Consider the following 22,125-nt stretch of genomic DNA (forward strand, 5'->3'; position numbering starts at 1 on the left):
GCCACGGATGGAGATCTTCATGCCCCGCCTCGTCCCCCTCACCGTTGTGCTGATGGCCGCACTGGCCGGCGCACCCGCTTCGGCATCGATCACGGTGGCGCCGCAGAAGCCGTCCATCACCACCGATGCGGTGCATGTGGCCTATGCCAACCGCTGGGATGAGGCGATCCAGCAGTCGGACAGCGGCAACACGCTGGCGGCGTTGATCAGCATGGAACGGTTGATGGAAGATCCGCTGCTGGACGACTTCGACGCCGAGCGACAGGGCCGGGCTGCGCAGGCGGCCGGCTGGACCGCGATGATGCAGAAGAAGCCGGCCCTGGCACGCCGCTACCTGCAGCGCGCGCAGCAGACCCTGCCGAACGATGCGCGGATCCTGCTCACCCGGGTATGGCTGGAACTGTCCGACAACCAGCCTGCACCGGCCACCACCTACCTGCTGCAGGCGCTGAAGCACGCCCAGGCGCCGCTGCCGATCGAGCAGCAGTCCGTTCTCTACCTGCAGCACCGCCTGCGCGACCAGCCGCAGCGGCGCATGGAACTGTTGCAGGCCTTGTTCGACAACGGCTGGAAGGGCGACGGCGTGCAACCCAGCGGGCTGTGGCTGGCACTGGCCGCGCTGCAGGCCGAGCACGGTCGCGGCGATGACATTCCTGCCACGCTGGCCCGCATCAAGGGCCCGGCCGAGATCATCCGGCTGCGCAGCGACAAGCGCTTCGACCGCTATGTCGACCGCGATGACCCGCAATTTGATCCACGCCGGGCGGCACAGACGCACCTGGATGATCTGCGCGTGTCGGGCCTGCTCGATCGCGCACTGGATGCGCGCATGGCCGACTTCGCCAGCACGCTGCTGATGCTCGACCGCAGCGAGGAAGTGCTGGCGCTGACCGATGGCATGGCCCGCGCCGCCGCCGCAGGCCAGTCGCCATCGGCGGCCGAGGCGCAATGGGTGGCGTGGCTGCTCAGCAGCCGGTCCGCCGCGCTGCGCCGGCTGGGCCGCATCGACGATGCGCTGGCCACGGCGAGGTGGGCTGCGCGCATCGGTGCACCCAGTGCCAACGGCATCGAGCACCAGTTGAATGTCGGCTTCTTCCTGATCTCGCTGGGACGCGCGCAGGAGGGCGCCGCGGCGGTCAATGACATCGCGGGGCTGAGCGGTTACGGCAGGGCGGCGCAGGCGCTGGTGCAGTTCGCCGCCGCCCGCGAACGCGGCGACGCGCCAGCCACCCAGGCCGCGCGCGCGGCGATTCTGGGCCAGGGCGAAGACGCGCGCCTGTTCCAGCGCGAGATGCTGCTGGAGGAAGGCGATCTGGACGCCGCGGCTGCGCTGCTGATTGAGCAGCTGCGGTCCCCGGTTGAACGTGGCCAGACGCTGGCCACCCTGCAGGACATGCGCACCTACCCGTCGCTGCCCGGCGACATGAAGATCGATGCGGCGTGGCGTGCACTGAAACAGCGCACCGACGTGCAGGCGGAGATCGCCCGCATCGGCCGCGTCGAGCGCTACGACCTGGTCAGCAGCGGCACCTCGCGCTGATCGGCTCTACAACACCACCCGCAGAACCCACCTAGCGCGCCGGCACCTCGTTGCGGATGCCCATCGCCTCGCGGTAGCGCGCGTACAACGCCATCACCTTGTCCACGTAGGCCAGGGTCTCGGCATACGGCGGCACCCCCTTGTAGCGGGTGACCGCGCCGATACCGGCGTTGTAGGCGGCTGCGGCCAGTGGCCGGTCACCGTTGTAGCGGCGCAGCAGCGCGCGCATGTAACGTGCACCGCCGTCGATCGACTGTTGCGGAGAGAACGGATCGCGTACACCGAACTCCTGCGCGGTCTCGGGCATCAGCTGCATCACGCCCTGCGCGCCCTTGCTCGATACCGCCAACGCATCGAAATTGCTTTCGGCATGCGCGATCGCACGCAGCCAGGCATCGTCGACGCCGGTGGCCTTGGCCGCCGCCTTGAACTGTTTGGCATGCTGCGCCAGCTGCGGCGCGCCGACCTTGCCCAGGCCTTCGTGGGCAGGCTCCCCCGGCGGGGTGGCCACGGTGAACTTCAGGAACACCCGGGAGCCGGGCAGGTTGCGCGTGGAATAGACCAGTGCGCCGTCCTGCTCGCGTTCGTACAGCACGCCACTGAACACCCCCATGTTGCCCCACAGGTTCGGGGTCTGGATGGCGTTGTCGTCGATCTCCTTCGGTGTGCAGCGCGAGCCCGGTTCCGGCGCCGTCGCCAGGCTGACCGTGTTGCCCTGCACGCAGCGGTAGACGGTGCGCGCAGCGGCCAGCCCCGGCCAGAGGCTGGACAGCAGCAACAGCGCGATGGCGGCAGGGCGGGGAAACATGGCGGCCGGATGATCCGGCCGCAGCCGCTAACGCCGGGTGAATGGGGCCCAGGAAGTGCCGCCGCTGGTCGGCAACCCAACGGGATCTGACCCTTCGGCTTACGTCGCGTTCCTGCGCCGCACCCAATACCCCACACCCAGCAGCACGAACCACGCCGGGCTGGCCATCAGCGCCTGGCGCGTATCGCCCTGCAGGCTCAGCAGCACCAGCACGCCGGCGAAGAACAGCAGGCACGCCCAGCACATGGCAACGCCGCCGGGCATCTTGAAGATCGAGGCGGCGTGCCGCTCCGGATAGCGGCGGCGATAGACCATGTAAGCCACCAGGATCAGCGACCAGACGAAGATGAACAGCACGGTGGCCAGCGTGGTCACCAGGGTGAAGGCGGTCACCAGGTTCGGAATCAGGTAGATCAACAGCGTACCGCCCAGCAGGCACAGGCAGGAGAACAGCAGGCCGCGCGCCGGCACCGCCGCGCGTGACAACCGCGACAGCCCACGCGGTGCATGGCCCTCTTCGGCCAAGCCGTACAGCATGCGGCTGGTGGAGAAGATGCCGCTGTTGGCCGACGACGTCGCCGAGGTCAGCACCACGAAGTTGATCAGGCTGGCCGCAGCGGGAATGCCGGCCAGCACGAACAGCTGCACGAACGGGCTCTTGTCCGGCACCACCTGGCGCCACGGGGTAACCGCCATGATCGCAATCAGCGCCAGCACGTAGAAGATGATGATGCGCACCGGAATCGAATTGATCGCCTTGGGCAGGTTGCGCTCCGGGTCGGCGGTTTCGGCGGCGGTGGTGCCGACCAGCTCGATGCCGACGAAGGCGAACACGGCAATCTGGAAGCCGGCGAAGAAGCCCACCAGGCCCATCGGGAACATGCCGCCGTCATTCCACAGGTTCGACAGCGAGGCGGTATGGCCGCTGGGCGAGGTGAAGCCCCAGGCCACCAGCCCGGCACCGGTGATGATCAGCGCACAGATGGCCACGATCTTGATCAGCGCGAACCAGAATTCCATTTCGCCGAACAGCTTCACCGTCACCAGGTTCAGCGCCAGCAACAGCAGCACGCAGGCCAGCGCCGGTATCCATGCATCCAGCCCGGGGAACCAGAACTGCGCGTAGGCCGCGATGGCGATCACGTCGGCAATGGCGGTGACGATCCAGCAGAACCAGTACGTCCATCCACAGAAGAATCCGGCCCAGGGGCCGAGCAGGTCGGTGGAGAAATCGATGAAGGATTTGTACTGCAGGTTCGACAGCAGCAGTTCGCCCATCGCGCGCATTACGAAGAACAGCATCGCGCCGATGATCAGGTAGACGAACACGATGGAGGGGCCGGCCAGGCTGATGGTCTTGCCCGAGCCCATGAACAGGCCGGTACCGATGGCACCGCCGATGGCGATCAGTTGCAGGTGGCGGTTGGACAGGCTGCGGCGCAGGTGCTCGGGGGGCGTTGCGGGCTCGGTCATGGGCGTGGGAAGGGGCGGGCGAAGCGTCCGACGGTAGTCCTCCGGGGCCCGGAGCGCCAGCGCCAGACTGGCCTGTTGCGTCACAGAGGGTCGCTTTCACCACAATGTGACCGAATACCGTATTGATCCCATTCCGCCCGGACCTGCACCGTGTTCAGATAGCCGCACCTGCCCAAGGACCGGCCCGACCATGCGCCCTGCCCTGACCGCCCTGCCGGAGCCCCAGCCATGAGCCGCCTGCGCGTCATCATCGGTGGCACCGCGCTGGCGCTGCTGGCCGCGGCCGTGCCCATCGCGGTGATGGCCTACGCCACCTGGGACCGTGCGGTCAGTGTCGAGCAGGAACGCCTGCGCGATATCGCCGGGCGCACCCTGCGCCGCTCGGACCTGTCCTACCAGGAAGCGCTGGCCGCATTGAAGTCAGTCGAGGCCGGCGCCCACGTGCCGTGCAGCGCCGACCACATCCGGCGCATGCAGACGCTGGTGATGACCACCTCGTCGATCGAGCAGATGGGGTACTTCGAAGGCGGCAAACTGCGCTGCACGTCCTGGGGGCCGTTCCTGTCCGACGTGGACCAGCCCAAGCCCGACCATGTCACCAGCGATGGCGCCGGCATCGCGGTGGACGTGCGCCCCGAAGCGAGCGGGCGCCGCCAGATGCTGGCCATCCTGTACGGCTCCTACGATGTGCTGGTCGACCCGCGCCGCTTCGTCGATGTCATCGTTGATCCGCATGTGCGCCTGGCCCTGGCCAGCCCGGATGGGCGCCTGCTGGCCCAGCAGTCCGGCGTGGACCCGACCCTGCTGCTGGCACTGCTGCGCGACCCCGGCGAAGGCCTGGACCAGAACACGCTGTACGCGACTGCGCGCAACGAGGAATGGCTGGCGATCGCCACCACGCCCCGCACCGCACTGGCTGCCACGTTCCGCCAGCAGGCCTGGTTGTACGTCCCGCTGGGCCTGTTGCTGGCCGCCGCCGCAGTCGGCCTGGTGATCTGGCTGTCGCAGCGCCGCCTGTCGCTGCGTGGCGAGCTGGCCACGGCCATCCGCCGCCGCGAGCTGTACCTGCACTACCAGCCGATCATCGAACTGGATACCGGCATCTGCGTCGGCGCCGAAGCACTGGTGCGCTGGCAGCGCCCCGATGGCACCCAGGTGCGGCCGGATCTGTTCATTCCGCTGGCCGAAGAGGCCGGCATGATCGCCGACGTCACCGACCTGGTGATCGAAAACGTGGTGCGCGACATGCGCGACCTGCTGGTGGCCGACCGCAGCGCGCACATCGCCATCAACCTGGCCGCCGAAGACATCAGCAGTGGCCGCGCGCTGAAGATGATCTCCAAGCACATGGCCGGCAGCGGCATCCTGCCGCAGCAGATCTGGATGGAAGCCACCGAGCGCGGCTTCCTCGACCTGGATCGTGCACGCACCATGCTGGCGGCGGCGCGGCGCGCCGGGCACAGCGTGGCCATCGACGATTTCGGCGTGGGCTTCTCAAGCCTGCAGTACCTGGAGCAGCTGCCGCTGGACGCGCTGAAGATCGACAAGTCCTTCATCGATGCGATCGGTACCGAAAGTGCGACCAGCCCGGTCACCCCGCACATCATCGACATGGCCAAGGAGCTGGGTTTGTGGGTGGTGGCCGAAGGCGTGGAAACCGAAGCACAGCTGGCCTACCTGCACAGCCGGCATGTGGAATTCGGGCAGGGCTGGCTGTTCTCGCGGCCGCTGCCACGCGACGAGTTCGTGGCCTTCCATCACAAGCGGCAGCAGCAGTACGGCGCTGCGCGCGAGCACATGCAGAACCCGCGCAGCGTACCGATCGAGCAGGAGCCGGAGGCGTAGCGCCGCGCCCACGCTCGGCTGCGGGCGCGATCATCCTTTACAGCCACGCCTTCGGCCGCGCCAGCAGCCACCCTGCACTGACCACCAGCAGCAGCAACGGCAACCACCCCAGCACGCCGGCACCGCCGGCCTGCAGCAGCACGCCACCGGCCACACCGCCGGCGGCGATGGCCAGGTTCCAGCCCGTCACCAGCATCGACTGCGCCAGATCGGCCGCCGCCCCGGCGCGGCGCGCCAGCGCGGTCTGGAACAGCGTCGGCACCGCACCGAACGCCACCCCCCACATGATCGTGGCCGGCAGCAGCACGCCCGGTGCACCCGGCCACAGCAACAGCGCCAGCACCGGCAACAGGAAGCCCACCACCGCCGCCCAGACCAGCCGGCGCAGGTGACGATCCACGCCCCAGCCGGCAATGCCGATGCCGACGATCGCCGCCACGCCGAACGCCAGCAGCAGCCGGTCCAGCCACGCACCGGCGCCGGCGTCCACGGCCAATGGCTCGATGTAGGTGTAGAGCACGTTGTGCGCCAGCACGTACAACGCCATCACGGCCAGCGCGCTGCGTACCCCCGGCATGCGCCACACCGTACCCAGCGATGTGCGCTGCCCGGCCCCGGCAGCGGGCAGCGCCGGCAACGCCCAGCGCGCGTAGGCCAGCAACCCGATACCCAGCACGCTCATCAGCGCGAACGCCCAGCGCCAGCCGATCTGCTGGCCGAGCAGCGTGCCCGCCGGAACGCCCAGCGACAGTGCCAGCGGTGAACCCACCATCGCCACCGCGATCGCCCGGCCCTGCAACGACGGCACCACCATGCGCGCGGCGTACCCGGCCACCAGGGACCACAGCAGGCCACCGCAGACGCCGGCCAGGAAGCGTGCTGCCAGGATCAACGGATAGCTGCTGCTCATCGCCGTCAGCGTGTTGACCACCACGAAGCCGGCGATCGCCGCCAACAGCAGCGGCCGTCGCGGCAGGCGCTGGGTCAGCGCGGTCATCGGCAGCGCGGCCATCACCGAGCCCAGCGCGTACACGCTGACCAGCTGCCCGACCGCCGCGTCGCTCACGCCCAGGCTGTCGCCCATCGGCCGCAGCACGCCGGCCGGCAAGGTCTCGGTCAGCAGCGTGATGAAGCCGCCGCCGGCCAGCGCCAGCAGGCCCGCCCACGGCAGGCGCGTGGCCTCTCCGGCCGGGCTGCCCGCGTCGATCGCATGGCCACTCATCGCGCAGCCTCCAGATCGGCGTACACCGCATCGCGCAGTTCATCGACAAAGGCACCGTCCATGCCCTCGTACAGGGTGTTGGTCAGCGCCACCACGCTCAGCGCCCGTGCCGGGTCAACGAACCAGCTGTGGCCATAGGCACCGCCCCAGCGCCAGGTGCCCACGCTCTGCGGCGTGCCACTGGCCGCCGCATCACGCAGGACGGCAAAGCCCAGCCCGAACCCCCAGCCGGCCGGCTCGGGCGGCCCCTGTTCTCCCACCTGCGGCGTGCCCATCTGTGCCACCAGTGCCGGCGGCAACAGCCCCGACGCCTGCACATCACGCAGTGCCTCCAGCACCGCCATCACCTCGTCGGCGGTGCCCACCAGGCCGGCGCCGGCCGACGCGAAGCGGCTGGCATCGGTGGCGCGCGCCAGGCTGTAGTCGATGCCCACGGTGCCCTCGAACGGCGCCACCACCTCGCCTTCGCGCAGGCGATGCGGTTGCGGCGCATCGCTCACATACGGCGTAGCCAGGCGAGCCGCATCACGCGTGGCGAACGCGGTGTCGCGCAGGCCCAGCGGCGCGGCCAGCAACCGCGCGAACAAGGCCTGCAAGGTCTCGCCGGTCGCCGCCTCGGCCACCGCACCGGCCACGTCCACACCCAGCGAATACAGCCACTGGCTGCCCGGTGCGAACAGCAGCGGCACCTGCGCGATGCGCTGCACGTTGTCGGCCAGGGACAGCGGGTTGGCGTCCATGCCATCACTGACACCGGCGCGTGCATAGGGGCCATCGGCATCGCCTTCCAGGAAGCGATAGCCCAGCCCGCTGCTGTGGCTGAGCAGCTGGCGCAGGCTGATCGGCGGCGTGCTGCCGTCGGCCAGCGCCGGGCGGAACTGCGGCAGCCAGCGCTGCACCGGCGTATCCAGGTCCAGCACGCCGTCGGCCACCAGGCGCAGCAGCACGGTGGTCAGCAGCGGCTTGCTCACCGAAGCCAGCCGGAACAGCTGGTCCGCGCGCATCGGCGCGGCCGCTTCACGATCAGACAGCCCGGTGGCGCTGGCATGGCGCAGCACCCCGTGCTGGCGCACGCGCACCACCGCGCCGACCAGGCGCTGCGGGTGCACCTGCTGCAACAGGCGCTGCACCGAGGGCAGGGTCGGCGCGGCGGGAAGGGAAGGAGCGGCATTCATCGCGGTGATCCGTGGGGAGAGGCCCGCCACGTTAGGCAGCCCGCCGCGTCGCAAAAAGCGGGGTACCGCTCCGCGCATCGTGGACCGTGTAGTCCGCAATCGGCATGATGGCCGGAACTGCGGGGCCGCAACCGCCCGCGTCCGGTCGCGCACCACAGCGTTGCGGTGGCCGTGCCGCCGGCGGCGGGCCCTTCCCCTACCCTGCCGCTTTCATTGCCCGCACGCCCATGTCAGTCCTGGACAACCTCGCCAACCTGCAGACCTTCGTGCATGCCGCCGACACCCGCAGCTTCGTCGAGACCGGACGCCTGCAGGGCATCTCCGCCTCGGCCGCCGGCAAGTGCGTGGCCCGGCTCGAACACGCGCTGGGCGTGCGCCTGTTCCACCGCAGCACGCGCAGCATCACCCTCACCGCCGAAGGCCAGCTGTTCCTGGCGCGCTGCCGGCGCATCCTCGACGAGCGCGATGCCGCCCGCACCGAACTCGCACAGCCGCATGCCACGCCCAGCGGCACGCTGCGCATCAGCCTGCCGCTGGTGGGCGATCTGACCTTGCCGCTGATGGCCGAGTTCATGGCGGCGTATCCGGACATCCGGCTCGATCTGGATTTCAGCGACCGCCTGGTCGATGTCATCGAGGAAGGGTTCGATGCCGTGCTGCGCGTAGGTGAACCCAGCGACTCGCGCATGAACGCACGACGGCTGGGGGTGTTTCCGCGCCGCATCGTCGCCTCGCCGGCCTACCTGCAGCGTCGCGGCGTTCCGCGCACGCCGGCGGAGCTGATGCAGCACACGCTGCTGCACTATCGTTTCCCCAGCACCGGTAAGCTGGAGGCGTGGCCGATTCACTGGCCCGATGACGAAGTGCCGCAGGAACTGCCGGTCCACATGGTGGCCAACACCATCGAAGCGCGCGTGGCACTGGCGCTGCGTGATGTCGGTGTGGCGTTCGTGCCGGTGCATTCGGTGCGTGATGCGCTGGCCGACGGCCAGCTGGTGACCGTGCTGGAAGAACACGTGCATTCCTGCGGCACCTTCCACCTGCTGTGGCCCTCCGGCCGCCACGTGCTGCCCAAGCTGCGGGTATTCATCGATTTCGTCGGCGAACGCCTGGGCACCGTGCCGTAGATGCAGGCCATGCGCGTATGCTCCTCATGCTCGACTAATCGGAACCCAAACAAAAACCAGCCGAGCATGGCTCGGCTCTACAACTGCACGCGATCATTCAGCCAACCTCGCTATACTGGCCCCCTCATTCCTCCCAGAGGCTCGCGACCAATGCGCCAGTGATGCCGCCGTCTTCCCAACAGACGGCCTGACTCTTCCCGCCCCTGCGCGCAGGGGAGAACCCGGCATCCCTGGAGGTCGCATGACCCCGCATTCCCTCACGCTCGATCGCGTGTCGTATCGATTGGCCGACGGCCGCGCGCTGTTTTCCGATCTGTCCTTTTCCTTCGAACCGGTGGCCACCGGCCTGGTCGGTGCCAATGGCGCCGGCAAGAGTGTGCTCGCGCGCCTGCTGGCCGGCCGGCTCACCCCCGACAGCGGCCAGGTGCGCGGCAGCGGCCGTGTGTTCCTGCTGCCTACCCCGGGCTACCCTCCGGCCGGCACGGTCGGCGAACTGGCGGGAGTCGGTCGGGAACTGGCCGCGCTGGCGCGCATCGAAGCGGGCAGCGTCGATGAGGCCGACTTCGCCTGCATCGGTGACCGCTGGGATCTGCGCGAGCGCCTGCTGCAACGCTGGCAGGCACTGGGCCTGCCCGATGATCTGGATCCGCTTCACCCTGCCACGCGCCTCAGTGGCGGCCAGGCCATGCAGGTGGCGCTGTCCGGCGCCTGGGCCAGCGGTGCCGACTGGTTGATCCTGGACGAACCCAGCAACCACCTTGATGCGCACCATCGCCAGCAGTTGTATGCGCAGTTGCAGCAGTGGCGCGGCGGCCTGCTGGCCATCAGCCATGATCGCGAACTGCTCGGCCACATGCAGCAGATCGTCGAACTCGAAGGACGCGGCCTGCATCGCTATGGTGGCGCGTGGCAGCACTATGCCGATACGCGCGCGGCCGAACGCGAAGCCGCCATCGCACAGCTCGACCATGCGCGCGCGCAGCACCGCCAGCAGCAGCGCAGCGCGCGCGAACAGCACCAGCGCCAACAGCAACGCCAGGCGCGCGGCAACCGCGATGCGAAGCAGGCCAACCAGGCGCCGATCCTGCTCGGCCGCCAGAAGCAGCGCGCCGAGGCCACGCACGCACGCGCGCAGCAGGTGCAGGCCGAGCGCCTGCAGGCCAGCAGCGAACAGCTGCGGGCCGCCACTTCGGCCGTGCACGTGGCGCCGGAACTGGCGCTGTTCGCCGTGGAAGGTGAACGCAGCAGCGCACGCCTGCTGCAGGCGCAGGATCTGCTGCTGCCGCATGGCTGCGGCGTACCGTTGCAGCTGGACATTCGCCGCGGCCAACGCATCGCCGTGGTCGGCGACAACGGTACCGGCAAGTCGACCCTGCTGCGCGTGCTGGCCGGCCAGCTGCCGGCACGCGCGGGCCACGTGCAGCGCCACGCGCCGCTGGCACTGCTGGATCAGCAGCTGCTGGGCCTGTCCGGCGAGCGCAGCATCCTCGATACCGTGCAGGCGGCGAACCCGACTGCCGATCCGGGCGAACTGCGCACGCGGCTGGCCCTGCTCGGGCTGGACGCCCAGCGCATCCAACGGCCAGCGGCCAGCCTCAGCGACGGCGAACGGGTGAAGGGCGCATTGGCCAGCGTGCTGTACGCCGCCCCTGCCCCGCAGCTGTTGTTGCTGGATGAGCCCGGCAACGCACTGGACCTGAGCGCGCTGCAGGCACTGGAAGAACTGCTGGCGGTCTGGCCGGGTGCGCTGGTGATGGTCAGCCACGACCACCACCTGTTGCAGGCGCTGCAGCCCACCCAGGTGCTGCACGTCCGCAGCGATGGCTGGCAATGGCGCGACGCGTTGTAGAGTCGAGCTTGCTCGACTCCGCCATGCCTGCATCCACGCATGGCGTGGATCTACCGAAGCAGCAGCCGAGCGTGGGCTCGGCGCTACAACGGCATTCCGCTTACCGCTTCCACACCGGGAACGCCTGCGGCAGCTGCTGCCACAGCAACGGCCCCGCACGTAGTTCCTGGTCGTTGAGCAGGCATGCATCCAGCTCAGCACGCACCGCACGCTCATCCATGTGCACGCCGATCACCACCAGTTCCTGCCGACGGTCACCCCAGAGCGGATGCCACAGGCGGGCCATCGCCGAATGTGCGGCGCTGTCCGGGAATTCCTCCACACCGGGCAGCGGCGCGCTCCAGCATTCGGCCTGCTGCCGTGCCCAGCCCAGATCGCTGTACGGCAGCGGCGTGGGCGGCAGCAGCGGCGTGGTGTCTTCCTGGCCGGCACGCACCCGTTCGCGCGCCGCATACCAGAAGCCGGCGGCCTGAGTGCGGGTGGCCGCGCCCACGCTGTTCAGCTCGCCCACCCAGTCCATGCGGTTGGCCAACCAGAACCAGCCCTTGCTGCGGATCACCCCCGACATGCCCGACTGCAGTGCCCGCGCAAAGCGCATGGGATGGAACGGACGCCGCGCGCGGTAGACGAAGCTGCCGATGCCGTACTCCTCGGTTTCCGGCGTGTGCTCGCCGCGCAGCTCCTTCACCCAGCCCGGTGCGCGTTGCGCGCGTTCGAAGTCAAAACGGCCGGTATCCAGCAGCTCGGCCAGCGGCACGTCTCCGAAACGGGACAGCAGCAGCTTCGCATCACGGTTCAATCCACGCAGCACCGCCAGCGTGTCCTGCAGCGCCTCGTCATCCACCTGGTCGACCTTGCTCACCACAATCACATCGGCGAACTCCACCTGCTCGCACAGCAGATCGACCACGCCACGGTCATCGTCCGGACCGGCCTGCTGGCCACGCTCGGCCAGGCGCAGCGTCGAACCGAAGTCGGTCAGGAACGCGCTGCCGTCCACTACGGTCACCATCGTGTCCAGGCGTGCAATGTCGCTCAGGCTGAAACCGTGCTCGTCGCGCACCGCGAAAGTGGCTGCCACCGGCATCGGCTCGCCGATCCCGGTCGATTCGATCAGCAGATAGTCGTAGCGGCCGGCCTCGGCCAGGCGCCGCACTTCCTGCAGCAGATCGTCGCGCAGGGTGCAGCAGATGCAGCCGTTGCTGAACTCCACCAGCGTTTCTTCGGTACGGCGCAGCTCAGCGCCGCCCTCGCGCAGCAACTGCGCATCGATGTTCACCTCGCTCATGTCGTTGACGATGACCGCCACGCGCAGGCCCTCGCGGTTGCGCAGGATCTGGTTGAGCAGGGTGGTCTTGCCGGCCCCGAGGAAGCCGGACAGCACGGTGACCGGAAGGCGACGGTCGGCGCGGGAAACAGTGTTCATGTCGGAGCGGGTTGGCTGCGGAACGGAAATGTTACTGTATAACAATTGCCGCGCAAGGAACCTCCCCCGATGAAGTCCCCCTCCGCCGCCCTGCTCGATGCCGGCGCGGTCGCCCTGTCCAGCCTGTGCCTGCTGCACTGCCTGGCGCTGCCGCTGCTGGCCGCGGCGCTGCCGCTGTTCGGCGCCTGGGCCGAAGCGGAATGGGTGCACCTGCTGTTCGTGGCCATCGCCCTGCCGCTGACCGGCTATGCGCTGTGGCGCGCCGAGCGTCGCCGTCCCCTGCCCGTGCTGGCCTGGGCCACCGCCGGCAGCGGGGTGGGCCTGCTGCTGGCCGGCGCGCTGGCGCTGCCCTCGCATGACTGGGAAACCCCGATGACCGTCACCGGCAGCCTGCTGCTGGCGGCAACGCATCTCTGGAACGCCCGGCACCGCCATCGGTAATGCCGCCCAGCAACCGCATGAACCCCGAACGCGCCCGGTAGTGCCGGCCGCTGGCCGGCAACCGCATGAACCCCGAACGTCCCGGTAATACCGGGTTATTTGCCGTAGCGGCGCAGCAGCTCCACCAGCACCTCGGCCTCGGCGGCCCGCTGCTGCGGGTCTTCGGCACCCACCACATGCTCCTGCAGATGCTCGTGCAGCAGCTCCATCAGCAGGCTGTGGGCCGCACCGCGCACCGCGGCCACCTGCACCAGCACGTCCGCGCAGTCACCGGCCTCACCTTCGGGCTTGTCCAGCGCCTGCTCCAACGCCGCCACCTGGCCGCCGATACGGCGCACCCGGGTCAGCAGCTGTTTTCGATTCTTGTGTACATGGGCCATCTGCGTATCGTATACCCTATGGGGGTATCCTTCCACCCTCTGGTTTCCTCATGCACCTGGACGCCCTCGCCGCCGCCCGTCGTCACGAACACCGCTTCGACGACGGCAACCCGCTGGCCGAACGCAATACCCGTCGCGCCCTGTGGCTCACCGTCAGCATGATGCTGGTGGAGATCGTCGGCGGCTGGTGGTTCAACTCCATGGCCGTGCTCGCAGACGGCTGGCACATGAGTTCGCACGCGCTGGCGCTGGGCCTGTCGGTGTTCGCTTACCGCTGTGCGCGCCGCTACGCGCTCGACCCGCGTTTCGCCTTCGGCACCTGGAAGATCGAGATCCTGGCTGGCTACACCAGCGCCATCGCCCTGCTCGGCGTGGCCGCGCTGATGGCGGTGCAGTCACTGGAGCGGCTGTGGGTGCCCGCGCCGATCCACTACGACCAAGCCATCGCCATCGCCGTGGTCGGCCTGGGCGTGAACCTGCTGTGCGCCTGGTGGCTGCATGACAGCCCGGGGCATGCGCATCACCACCACGGGCACGGGCACGACCATGGCGACCACCACGGGCATGATCACGATCACCACGATCACTCGCACGGCCACGACCTCAACCTGCGCTCGGCCTACGTGCACGTGCTGGCCGACGCCGCCACCTCGGTGCTGGCCATCGTCGCCCTGCTCGGTGGCAAGCTGCTGGGCCTGACCTGGCTGGACCCGGTGATGGGCCTGGTCGGCGCGGTGCTGGTCACCGTGTGGGCGATCGGTCTGCTGCGCGACAGCGGCCGCATCCTGCTGGACGCACAGATGGATGCGCCGGTGGTGGCCGAAGTGCGCGAAGTGATCGAGCAGGGCCCGTGGCCGGCACGCCTGGCCGACCTGCACGTCTGGCAGGTAGGCCGCGGCAAGTACGCGGTCAGCGCCAGCGTGGTCACCAGCGACCCCCAGCTGGATGCCGACAGCGTGCGCCAGGCACTGGCCATCCACGAAGAACTGGTGCACGTCACCGTGGAGATCCACCGCATCACGTGAACCCATCGGTAGTGCCGGCCGCTGGCCGGCAACCCCATGGACTGCGAATGCACCCTGCGAATGCCGGCCAGCGGCCGGCACTACCCCTTAAAGCTTCAACAGCATCCGCAGCAGGTACATCAGCAGCGGCGCCGCACTCAGTACCGCGCCGCCAATACCGATCCATGGCCAGCGCTCACCGCGCACGCGCGAGGCCACCGCCAGTCCGCACCCCACCAGCGCGGCCCCCAGCACGCCCACGCCCAGCCCTGCGGCCAGCCCATTGCCGCCGGCCGCCAGTGACGCCTGCGCCGCCAACGTGCCCGCGCCCCAGCCCACTGCAATGCCCAGCCAACTGGCCACGCCGCACCACGGTGCCTTGCCCTGCGCCATCCGAAAACCCCTCTGACCTTGCCGAATTTCTGTACGGGCTACGCCCCACTGCTGCCTACACTAGCCGCACCCGCCCTGTAGGGACATCCCATGCGCACGCTCCGCCTGCTGCTGCCCGGTGCCCTCCTGCTGCTCGCCGCCTGCAGTGGTGAGGCAGGGCTTCCCTTCTCTGCCGACCCATTGCAGGGCTGCTTCGCCACCAGCGCGCGCAAGCCCGCCGATTTCCGCATCGACAAGGAAGGCGGCCAGTACTTCGTCTCCTTCGGTCGCAACGGCCAGTGGCAGCGCGACCCGAATGCCCTGCACAAGGCCAGCACCAGCGAGATCGGCCGCTACTTCCGCGATGACGCCGCACAGATCGACAGCGCGCTGATCCGCATGGCCGGCGGCTTCGGCATCTTCCACTTCAACAAGGGCGCCACGCTGAAAGGCAAGGCCAGCGACAGCGACTACATGGCACTGATGCTGATCGGCGCCGGGCCGGTGTATGCGGTGAAGTGCCAGTAGCGACAGCCATGAATGAGAAAAGTTTGAAATCCGAGTAACTGCTTGATGTGCCCCAAAATGCAAAGTGGCAAGTAATGAAGATGGAGCCTTACCCAGATCTGAGAGGCTCACATGAAACTGCAAGTAGCGATTCTCATGCTCATCATCTCTTCATCGGTGCAGGCAGGGGACAGAATTCCAGCTATTGGACAAACCGCTGACGAAGCGAGGACCCCATCAAAGATCGTTCACACCGCGGAATGGCCTGACTTCATTGGGGGAACGGTCAGTGTCGAGCAGTCCCTCACCCGCAACTCGAAGGGTCAATATGTCTATCGTTACGACGATCAATCGGAAGCAACGAAGCAATATCACGAGGCTTCCTGCGCGGATATCGGGATGAATCCCGCCAAGGGCGAATCCATCACGGTGGGGCCAGGAAGTGCCGCATGGCATTGCTCAAGCATCGAATCGAACAGTGTTAGCGACGCAAAGAGTACTGACTATGTAATCGCCTATGCACCGAATGGACAGGTAACAGCCGGGCAAAATTTCGTTTCCTACGGAACCGTAAGGTTCAATAGTCCGGTCGGCGGGAACATCCAAGGCAGCGCGCAGATCGACAACGGAAGGTGCCAGACCTTCTACAGCGAGTACTACCCACCCAATACCGTGGGCAACCACACCGCGAGAGTACTCTGCTTCGCTCATGGTCCGCAGACCATGAATACGTTGATGGAAGGTTGCGTACCGCGTGCCTGCGCAAGCGATCGCGGTACCATCACGGCCGACTGATACCAGGCCCCCTCTGCCGCGGCGGACAGGGCGCCAAGGCGCCCTTCCGGCTCAGGCTTATGATTCGGCCCAAATCACCACTGATACCATTCAATTGCTGATCGGAGCCCACGCTCCGCCGCTGCGGCAGCAGATCCACGCCATGCGTGGATGCAGGCACGGTGAAGCCGAGCGCGGCTCGGCTCTGCAACAGCTGCGGTACCATGCCCTCCCCCGAACCGCCCCGGTACCCGCCGTGCCCCATTACACCGGCCCCCTGCTGACCCGTGACAGCGCCGACACCCTGCGCCGTGCCCATGACAAGGGCGCCACCGACTGGCAGGGCTCACTCGATCTGGGGCGCAGCCAGGATACGGTTGCACTGGACGCCGAAGGCTTCGGCTTCCGCGACCAGCACTACCCGTGGCCGGGCAAACTGAAGGACCGCACGCTGTACTACTGGGATGGCGAGGACTTCGCGCCGATCTCGCGCTACAGCGGCTCACTCATCAAGCTGGTGCCCACCGAATGGGGCGCGCCGACCTTCGAGATCGACGGCATCAAGATGCTGCCGACCTCCAAGCTGTCCCCGTTCGAGGATGCGCGACGCAAGGTCGAGCTGGTCGCCCCGGCCGGCAAGATCATCCTCGATACCTGCGGCGGCCTGGGCTACTTCGCCGCCTGCGCGCTGGAGGCCGGCGTCGGCCAGATCCGCTCGTTCGAGAAGAACGCCGACGTGATGTGGCTGCGCACGCTCAACCCGTGGTCGCCGGATCCGGATTCGGCCGCCGCCGGGGGCCGCCTGCAGTTCAGCCATGGCGACGTCTCGCAGCAGATCGAGCAGGTGGCCAGCAACAGCGTCGACGCGATCCTGCACGACCCGCCGCGCTTCGGCATTGCCGGCGAACTGTACTCGCAGGCATTCTACGACCACCTCGCCCGCGTCATCCGCAAGGGCGGCCGCCTGTTCCACTACACCGGCGCACCGAACAAGCTGACCAGCGGCCGCGATGTACCGCGCGAAGTGGCCAAGCGGCTGGAAAAGGCCGGCTTCAAGGCAGAGCTGGCACTGGATGGGGTACTGGCTGTGAGGCGCTGAGCCTCACTCCGAATCCACCTTCGCCAACTGCATCACCCACGTCGGCACCACCGGCTCGCCGGCATAGAAGTCTTTCGGCTTCTTCTCCGCCATCGCCCAGCGGTGCAGCCAGCTTGGGCCATAGCGGCCGTTGTAGCCTTCGGCGCCGCGCGCATAGGCCGGATCGCGCATCGCCTCGTCCAGTGACACGAAGCGGTAGCCACGGCGCTGGGTCGCCGCCACCAGTTCGGCGAACGTGGCCGCGTTGAGTTCGTTGGCATGCATCAGCCACACCTGCGGCAGCGCGTAGCCCAGCAGCGCCTGCGACTGCTTCTCGTAGTAATCCAGCTTGTTCAGCATGTACGGCACATAGCCCTTACGCAGCTGTGCCAGCGTGGCCTCGCGTGCAGGCGAATCGGGTTGTTCGTTCATCACGTTGGCATAGGCGAACGCCCACACCCATTCGCCGTTGTCCACCGTCACCGGTGCCACGCGGTAGCCATGCGCCTTGAAGAACGTGTCCATCTGCGCGCGCTCTTCCGGTGTACGACCGGCGCGCAGGTAGGGATGGCGCATCCACTGCGGCGTCTGCCCACGCTCGGCCAGCAGCGGCCGCAGCACGGTTTCACCGCGCAGGAAGTCCTGCTGGAACGCCGCCACGCCCTTGGCATTGAGGTCCATGTGCGAATAGGTGTGGTTGCCCAGCACGTAGCCAGCCTGCAGCCAGTCGCGCAGCATCTGCACCCGCGCCGGCTGCACCTGCCCACCCACCTCCAGCTTGTTCTCGTTGACGAAGCCGACCACCGGCACGTTGGCCTGGTGCAGCTGCGCCATCAACGCGACGTGCCGCGCCTGCAGATCGGCCGGTACGATCTCGTCCACCCGCGCCCACGGCAGGTCATCAATGGTCACCGCAATGCGACGATCGACCTCGGCGGCCTGCACGGCCAGTGACAACAACAGCAACGGCAGGGCTCGCAACAACGCACGCATCGGCACTTCCTTGTCAGGACACTGCGTGGACTGTAGCGCGAATGCAGGCGTTCGCCGAGATGGGCCTCAGCCCTCGGCGGATGCGCTGCCGCGTGCCACAGCCCGCCACAGCGCAAGGCTGGCCACCATCGCCATCAGCAGCAGTGTGGCCAGCACCAGGGCCAGATCGTCGGGGTTGCGCTGCAGCGGCGCATGCTCGCGGGTGAGAATGTGGAACACCACCTGCTGCGCCTGCGCCAGCGGCACCTTGCCATGCTCGGTCAGATCCACCAGGCATGTCGCAGGTGACAGGGTGGCCAGACTGCGCCAGGCGTTCTCATACAGGTGCAGCGTCCAGCTCGCCAACGCCAATGCGGCGCCATGCAGCAGCGCCAGCGACCCGCCCGCCGCGCGCCATCGTTGGGGCAAGCGCAACGCCTGGCTGGCGCACAACGTCATGGCACCCAACAGTGCCAGCACGATGCCCAGCAGCGGAATCCAGCGCAGGGGTTGCCAATCATCCAGCGCCTCGGCTCGGGCCATCAGCTGCTCGGCCACCTGCAGCCGCGCCGCCGCATCCGGCCCGCCGCAGGCCGGGCTGAGCGGCTCCAGCAGCAGCGCGACGCGATGATGGAAGTAGCCGGCGTCCAGGCCCAGCGCCAGCAACGCGAGCACCTGCAACAGGAACAACATCAACGCTGGCCCGAACAGGCGGCCAAGACGGGAGGCAGTCGCGCGCATGGTTACATCCGTTACAAACTGCGGCCATGCTAACCAAGGGCGCCAGTGTTGTCGGCTGGCAGATGCGACACGCACGGCGCGTACCGGTAGGATGTGCATTCGGAAAGAGGCACGCGTGCAAGGAGTGCGCACGATGGTGACGCTGTACCTGGCAGTCCGCATGCTGCTGCCGCTGTTGGTATTCGCGCTGGTGGCCTGGTTGCTGTCACGCCTGATCAATGCGCGTGCCGCGCGCCTGCCGCCGGTGCCACTGAACCTGCCCGCGCACAGCCGCAGTCCGCGCAAGAAGGACCGCCGCCTGTACGCGCGCGCACTGCGCCGCCGCCCGGGCCTGCGCAGCGCCATCGTTCCCGCCAGCGCCCCGCGCCGCTGGTACTTCGCCGGCACGATGGTCGCACTGGCGGCGCTGGCGGCTACGGTGGTGGCAATGCCCGATGGCGCACGCTTCCAGGTGATGGTCGAGAGCCTGCGCGGCTACCCGGTTACGATGGCCGAAGTGCGCGTTCCGCCGGCGGCGCAGCCGGTGGCGCTGCAACGATGGCAGCCCGCCCTGGCGCCGCTGGCGCGCCCGGTCGTGATGCGCTATCCGATCACCCGCTTCGGCGGCGACCATGAAGCGCGCGCCCTTCTGCCGGTACAAGTTCGGCACCTTGATGATCGAATGCAGGTGGCCGTTCCCACCGCCGTGGATGCGGTCGCATTGCAGGCCGAGCTGGCGCGGTTGGCCGGCCTGCCAGCCAACGCGGTGTCGGTGCAGCAGGCAGACGTAGCCCCCTGGGCCGACGCCGGTTGGGCGCCACTGATCCAGAAGTAGCGCCGAGCCCACGCTCGGCTGCCACCATCAATCACCGCGCGGCAGCTTGGCCGCCCACATGTTGTCCACCAGATTCGGGTACGGGCGCCCGTTCTCCTCCGCCCGCTGCCGCGCCGCCTCCTTCTGTGCGGGCGACAGCGGCTGGGACTTCTGGCCCTTGGGGTTGGGCTTCTTCCAGGGTGGAGTCTGGGTCTTGCGCATGGCGCCAGCTTACTTCTTCAGGAAGTTCAGCAGCGCCAGATTGAAGTGGTCGGCATGGCTGGTGTTGCAACCGTGCGGCGCGCCTTCCAGGATCACCACCTCGCTGCCCGCAATGGCCTCATGCGTGCGCTCGCCCGAGCCCTCAAACGGCACGATGGCGTCGCTGTCACCGTGCAGGATCAGGGTCGGCACGGTGATCTTCTTCAGGTCATCGCGAAAATCGGTGGTGGCGAAGGACTGCATGCAGCCCAGCGCGGCCGTCTGGTCGGACTGATGGCACAGCGCGATCGCGGCCTGGCGCTGCTCCTCGGTCACCATCAGCTTGCCGTCGGCGCTGAAGAAGTCGCGGGTGAAGCCATCGAAGAACGCCTCGCGATCCTTCTCCAGGCCGCTGCGCATCTCATCGGCCTTGTCCTGGGTCAGCGGGCCGTCCGGGTTGTCGTCACTTTTCAGCAGGTACGGCGGCACGGCGGCGGCGAACACCACGCTGTGCAAGCGGTCCTCACCGTGGTTGGCCACGTAGCGGGCCACCTCGCCACCGCCCATCGAGAAGCCGACCAACGTCACCTCGCGCAGATCGCGCTCTTCGATCAACGCCGCCAGGTCCGCTGCCAAACTGTCGTAGTCATAGCCGTCGGCGGGCTTTTCGGAGCGGCCGAAGCCACGACGGTCGTAGCTGATCACCCGGTACTGGGCATCGCGCAGGATCGACACCTGCGATTTCCAGGCATCGGCCGACAGCGGCCAGCCATGGATGAGAATGACCGGGCGGCCATCGCCGCCGGTGTCTTCAACGTGCAGGCGAACGTGCAGGCGAGTAGGGGAAGCGGACATGGGGGCTCCTGTGGAAGGGCAGAGTTGCAGGCTAGAGCCCCATCCCTATGCCGCCCGTGAGGGAATCGCGGCGCACTGTGACACGGCGTGCACAGGGTGGCCGGGCGGCCGTGCCGCCAAAACCGGGTTTCATCGCGCCCGGCGGCGGTTTCGTCGCAGCACGGCAGCGGGGCGCAGCGGGCCGTGCCAGCCTGCGTGGACCACCTCCGGGAGATTGCCCATGCTGCTGCTCACCCTGCCCCTGTTGGCCGCCGGCCTCGCCGCCGCCCCGACCGCGCCGGACACCCTGCGCGAGCAGATCCGCCAGGCCGATACGCAGTTGTTCGCCGCCGCGTTCGACGCCTGCGACGCCGACAAGGCCGCGTCGATGACCACCGAAGACATGGAGTTCTTCCATGACAAGGCCGGCAAGTCCGCCAGCAACCGCGACGACTTCCGCCGCAGCGTGGCCGCGCTGTGCGAAAGCACCCGCGCCAACCACACGGGCCTGCGCCGCGAACTGGTGGAGAGCTCGTTGCAGGTGTTTCCGCTGCACGACGAGCGGGCGCTGGAAATCGGCGACCACCGCTTCCACGAGCGCGATGCGAAGGGCGTGGAGCATTGGACCGGACAGGCGCGCTTCATCCAGGTCTGGCGGCGCGTGGATGGGCAGTGGCAGGTGGAGCGGGTGATCAGCTATGACCATCGGCCGGCGGATTGAGGGGCGCGAAGCGATGTGCGGGCCGGTTCCATATACCGTGCCGCGGATGGGGTGAGCAGGCGCGGAGGCGATTCGCTCCCGCTACTCGAACTGCGGCACGAACAGGCCTTCCCGCTTCAGGATGTCCCTCGCCTGCGTGACATACTCGCTCACCATCAGTCGATCCATCGGCAGCATCTCGCCTGCCTTCATTGCCGGCAGCAGCCTTCCCGCCTTCTGAAGACGGAATGCCTCGTGATCCCTCTGACTGTTGGTAGAGGACACCTTTGCGTGGACCGTCAGCAGCTGCATCACGCACACATCGAACACCTGCGACCTGCAGTCCCGGATGAATTCTGAAACGGACATCCTGGGGTCGACCAGGTACGGCTTGAACCGATTGAAGAGTCCCTTCCTCGCACCGTCCCCCAGGTTCCTGATGTAGGCATCCAGCGGAATGGCGACGTTGGAGAGATCATGGATGTACTGGTTCCTGATCTCGGCGATGGCCTTGAACATGGATTTCTGTTCGCTGTCGATGATGTTCATCTTGCGCAGGAGATTGATCCTCACCTCCTGCGGAAGATTACTGATCACATCGATTATCAGCGGCTCGCGCAGCGCATCGACCACGGCACGCGTAAAGACGGCCTCGACAAGCTGGGCAAGCTTGGAGATGAAGCTCCACGAGTCCTCCTCCTCATAGAGCGCCACGGCGAATCCCTTCGGCAATCCAAGTTCCTTGCTCAGCCTCTCAAATGCGACCTCGACGGACCTGGCGTACGTGCTCATGGAAAAATGCCCCCTGAAAGCCCGATGACGCTACACGTCCTGTCTGGCTTCAACAAGCGCTCACCACCCCA

General features: G+C 67.8%; 23 protein-coding genes. 11 read left to right on the forward strand and 12 right to left on the reverse strand.

Annotation, left to right across the window (positions count from 1 at the left end; all coding sequences use genetic code 11):
• Positions 1–19 precede the first annotated feature (19 nt).
• A complete protein-coding gene (locus AC5YGJ_RS15860; protein WP_496187083.1) occupies positions 20–1,540 on the forward strand; it encodes a hypothetical protein in 1,521 nt (506 codons plus the stop codon).
• Positions 1,541–1,571: 31 nt separating this feature from the next.
• Here AC5YGJ_RS15860 and AC5YGJ_RS15865 read toward each other — a convergent pair whose 3' ends face one another.
• Together AC5YGJ_RS15865 and cycA are read right to left on the reverse strand one after the other, a co-directional pair.
• Positions 1,572–2,348, reverse strand: a complete 777-nt coding sequence (locus tag AC5YGJ_RS15865; RefSeq protein ID WP_249842074.1) for a lytic transglycosylase domain-containing protein — start codon at positions 2,346–2,348, stop codon at positions 1,572–1,574.
• 99 nt (positions 2,349–2,447) lie between these two features.
• Complete coding sequence (cycA, locus tag AC5YGJ_RS15870) at positions 2,448–3,821, reverse strand: D-serine/D-alanine/glycine transporter (protein ID WP_309336029.1); 1,374 nt, start codon at positions 3,819–3,821, stop codon at positions 2,448–2,450.
• Positions 3,822–4,049: 228 nt separating this feature from the next.
• Between cycA and AC5YGJ_RS15875 the strand changes: the two genes are divergently transcribed.
• The gene (locus AC5YGJ_RS15875) at positions 4,050–5,666 is read left to right on the forward strand and encodes an EAL domain-containing protein (RefSeq protein ID WP_496187084.1); all 1,617 of its coding nucleotides are present in this window, start codon (positions 4,050–4,052) and stop codon (positions 5,664–5,666) included.
• A gap of 37 nt (positions 5,667–5,703) precedes the next feature.
• Here AC5YGJ_RS15875 and AC5YGJ_RS15880 read toward each other — a convergent pair whose 3' ends face one another.
• Complete coding sequence (locus tag AC5YGJ_RS15880; protein ID WP_496187085.1) at positions 5,704–6,888, reverse strand: MFS transporter; 1,185 nt, start codon at positions 6,886–6,888, stop codon at positions 5,704–5,706.
• Entirely contained in the window at positions 6,885–8,063 is a 1,179-nt protein-coding gene (locus AC5YGJ_RS15885; RefSeq protein ID WP_496187086.1) for a serine hydrolase domain-containing protein, read from the reverse strand. The genes AC5YGJ_RS15880 and AC5YGJ_RS15885 overlap by 4 nt, the downstream gene beginning before the upstream one ends.
• A 227-nt stretch (positions 8,064–8,290) precedes the next feature.
• On the opposite strand from AC5YGJ_RS15885, the gene AC5YGJ_RS15890 reads away from it, so the two are divergent.
• Together AC5YGJ_RS15890 and AC5YGJ_RS15895 are read left to right on the forward strand one after the other, a co-directional pair.
• On the forward strand, positions 8,291–9,190 hold the full coding sequence (locus AC5YGJ_RS15890; protein WP_249842079.1) for a LysR family transcriptional regulator: 900 nt from the start codon (positions 8,291–8,293) through the stop codon (positions 9,188–9,190).
• Between the two features lie 241 nt (positions 9,191–9,431).
• Positions 9,432–11,039: an ABC-F family ATP-binding cassette domain-containing protein gene (locus AC5YGJ_RS15895; protein ID WP_496187087.1), complete on the forward strand. Its 1,608-nt coding sequence runs from the start codon at positions 9,432–9,434 to the stop codon at positions 11,037–11,039.
• A gap of 100 nt (positions 11,040–11,139) precedes the next feature.
• Here the strand turns inward: AC5YGJ_RS15895 and AC5YGJ_RS15900 are convergent, their stop codons facing one another.
• On the reverse strand, positions 11,140–12,465 hold the full coding sequence (locus AC5YGJ_RS15900) for a GTP-binding protein (protein WP_496187088.1): 1,326 nt from the start codon (positions 12,463–12,465) through the stop codon (positions 11,140–11,142).
• A gap of 69 nt (positions 12,466–12,534) precedes the next feature.
• Between AC5YGJ_RS15900 and AC5YGJ_RS15905 the strand changes: the two genes are divergently transcribed.
• Complete coding sequence (locus AC5YGJ_RS15905) at positions 12,535–12,906, forward strand: MerC domain-containing protein (protein ID WP_496187089.1); 372 nt, start codon at positions 12,535–12,537, stop codon at positions 12,904–12,906.
• 95 nt (positions 12,907–13,001) lie between these two features.
• On the opposite strand, the gene AC5YGJ_RS15910 is transcribed toward AC5YGJ_RS15905, so the two are convergent.
• The gene (locus AC5YGJ_RS15910; RefSeq protein ID WP_106550496.1) at positions 13,002–13,286 is read right to left on the reverse strand and encodes a metal/formaldehyde-sensitive transcriptional repressor; all 285 of its coding nucleotides are present in this window, start codon (positions 13,284–13,286) and stop codon (positions 13,002–13,004) included.
• Positions 13,287–13,336: 50 nt separating this feature from the next.
• Between AC5YGJ_RS15910 and dmeF the strand changes: the two genes are divergently transcribed.
• On the forward strand, positions 13,337–14,311 hold the full coding sequence (gene dmeF, locus AC5YGJ_RS15915) for a CDF family Co(II)/Ni(II) efflux transporter DmeF (RefSeq protein ID WP_249842083.1): 975 nt from the start codon (positions 13,337–13,339) through the stop codon (positions 14,309–14,311).
• 87 nt (positions 14,312–14,398) lie between these two features.
• On the opposite strand, the gene AC5YGJ_RS15920 is transcribed toward dmeF, so the two are convergent.
• Positions 14,399–14,683, reverse strand: a complete 285-nt coding sequence (locus AC5YGJ_RS15920; protein ID WP_249842084.1) for a hypothetical protein — start codon at positions 14,681–14,683, stop codon at positions 14,399–14,401.
• A 90-nt stretch (positions 14,684–14,773) separates the two neighbouring features.
• Between AC5YGJ_RS15920 and AC5YGJ_RS15925 the strand changes: the two genes are divergently transcribed.
• The 3 genes from AC5YGJ_RS15925 (at position 14,774) to AC5YGJ_RS15935 (ending at position 17,042) form a co-directional block, all read left to right on the forward strand.
• Positions 14,774–15,190: a hypothetical protein gene (locus AC5YGJ_RS15925; RefSeq protein ID WP_496187090.1), complete on the forward strand. Its 417-nt coding sequence runs from the start codon at positions 14,774–14,776 to the stop codon at positions 15,188–15,190.
• A gap of 111 nt (positions 15,191–15,301) precedes the next feature.
• Positions 15,302–15,964 (forward strand): hypothetical protein, encoded by a 663-nt coding sequence (locus AC5YGJ_RS15930; protein ID WP_496187091.1) that lies wholly within the window; start codon positions 15,302–15,304, stop codon positions 15,962–15,964.
• Between the two features lie 235 nt (positions 15,965–16,199).
• Positions 16,200–17,042, forward strand: coding sequence for a class I SAM-dependent methyltransferase (locus AC5YGJ_RS15935; protein WP_496187092.1), 843 nt, complete (start codon positions 16,200–16,202; stop codon positions 17,040–17,042).
• Positions 17,043–17,045: 3 nt separating this feature from the next.
• On the opposite strand, the gene AC5YGJ_RS15940 is transcribed toward AC5YGJ_RS15935, so the two are convergent.
• Together AC5YGJ_RS15940 and AC5YGJ_RS15945 are read right to left on the reverse strand one after the other, a co-directional pair.
• Positions 17,046–18,014, reverse strand: a complete 969-nt coding sequence (locus AC5YGJ_RS15940) for a polysaccharide deacetylase family protein (RefSeq protein ID WP_496187093.1) — start codon at positions 18,012–18,014, stop codon at positions 17,046–17,048.
• A 66-nt stretch (positions 18,015–18,080) separates the two neighbouring features.
• Complete coding sequence (locus AC5YGJ_RS15945) at positions 18,081–18,734, reverse strand: hypothetical protein (RefSeq protein WP_496187094.1); 654 nt, start codon at positions 18,732–18,734, stop codon at positions 18,081–18,083.
• Positions 18,735–18,867: 133 nt separating this feature from the next.
• Here AC5YGJ_RS15945 and AC5YGJ_RS15950 point away from each other — a divergent pair, with 133 nt between their 5' ends.
• Positions 18,868–19,548 carry a hypothetical protein gene (locus AC5YGJ_RS15950; protein WP_496187095.1) on the forward strand — a complete coding sequence of 227 codons (681 nt, stop codon included), beginning with the start codon at positions 18,868–18,870 and terminating at the stop codon, positions 19,546–19,548.
• 27 nt (positions 19,549–19,575) lie between these two features.
• On the opposite strand, the gene AC5YGJ_RS15955 is transcribed toward AC5YGJ_RS15950, so the two are convergent.
• Both AC5YGJ_RS15955 and AC5YGJ_RS15960 read right to left on the reverse strand, forming a co-directional pair.
• Positions 19,576–19,749, reverse strand: coding sequence for a hypothetical protein (locus AC5YGJ_RS15955; protein ID WP_249842089.1), 174 nt, complete (start codon positions 19,747–19,749; stop codon positions 19,576–19,578).
• 9 nt (positions 19,750–19,758) lie between these two features.
• The gene (locus AC5YGJ_RS15960) at positions 19,759–20,583 is read right to left on the reverse strand and encodes an alpha/beta fold hydrolase (RefSeq protein ID WP_496187096.1); all 825 of its coding nucleotides are present in this window, start codon (positions 20,581–20,583) and stop codon (positions 19,759–19,761) included.
• Positions 20,584–20,803: 220 nt separating this feature from the next.
• Between AC5YGJ_RS15960 and AC5YGJ_RS15965 the strand changes: the two genes are divergently transcribed.
• Positions 20,804–21,283: a DUF4440 domain-containing protein gene (locus AC5YGJ_RS15965; RefSeq protein ID WP_496187097.1), complete on the forward strand. Its 480-nt coding sequence runs from the start codon at positions 20,804–20,806 to the stop codon at positions 21,281–21,283.
• An 81-nt stretch (positions 21,284–21,364) separates the two neighbouring features.
• On the opposite strand, the gene AC5YGJ_RS15970 is transcribed toward AC5YGJ_RS15965, so the two are convergent.
• The gene (locus AC5YGJ_RS15970; RefSeq protein WP_496187098.1) at positions 21,365–22,054 is read right to left on the reverse strand and encodes a hypothetical protein; all 690 of its coding nucleotides are present in this window, start codon (positions 22,052–22,054) and stop codon (positions 21,365–21,367) included.
• Positions 22,055–22,125 lie beyond the last annotated feature (71 nt).

The organism is Stenotrophomonas sp. CS3K5 (genome assembly GCF_059515225.1).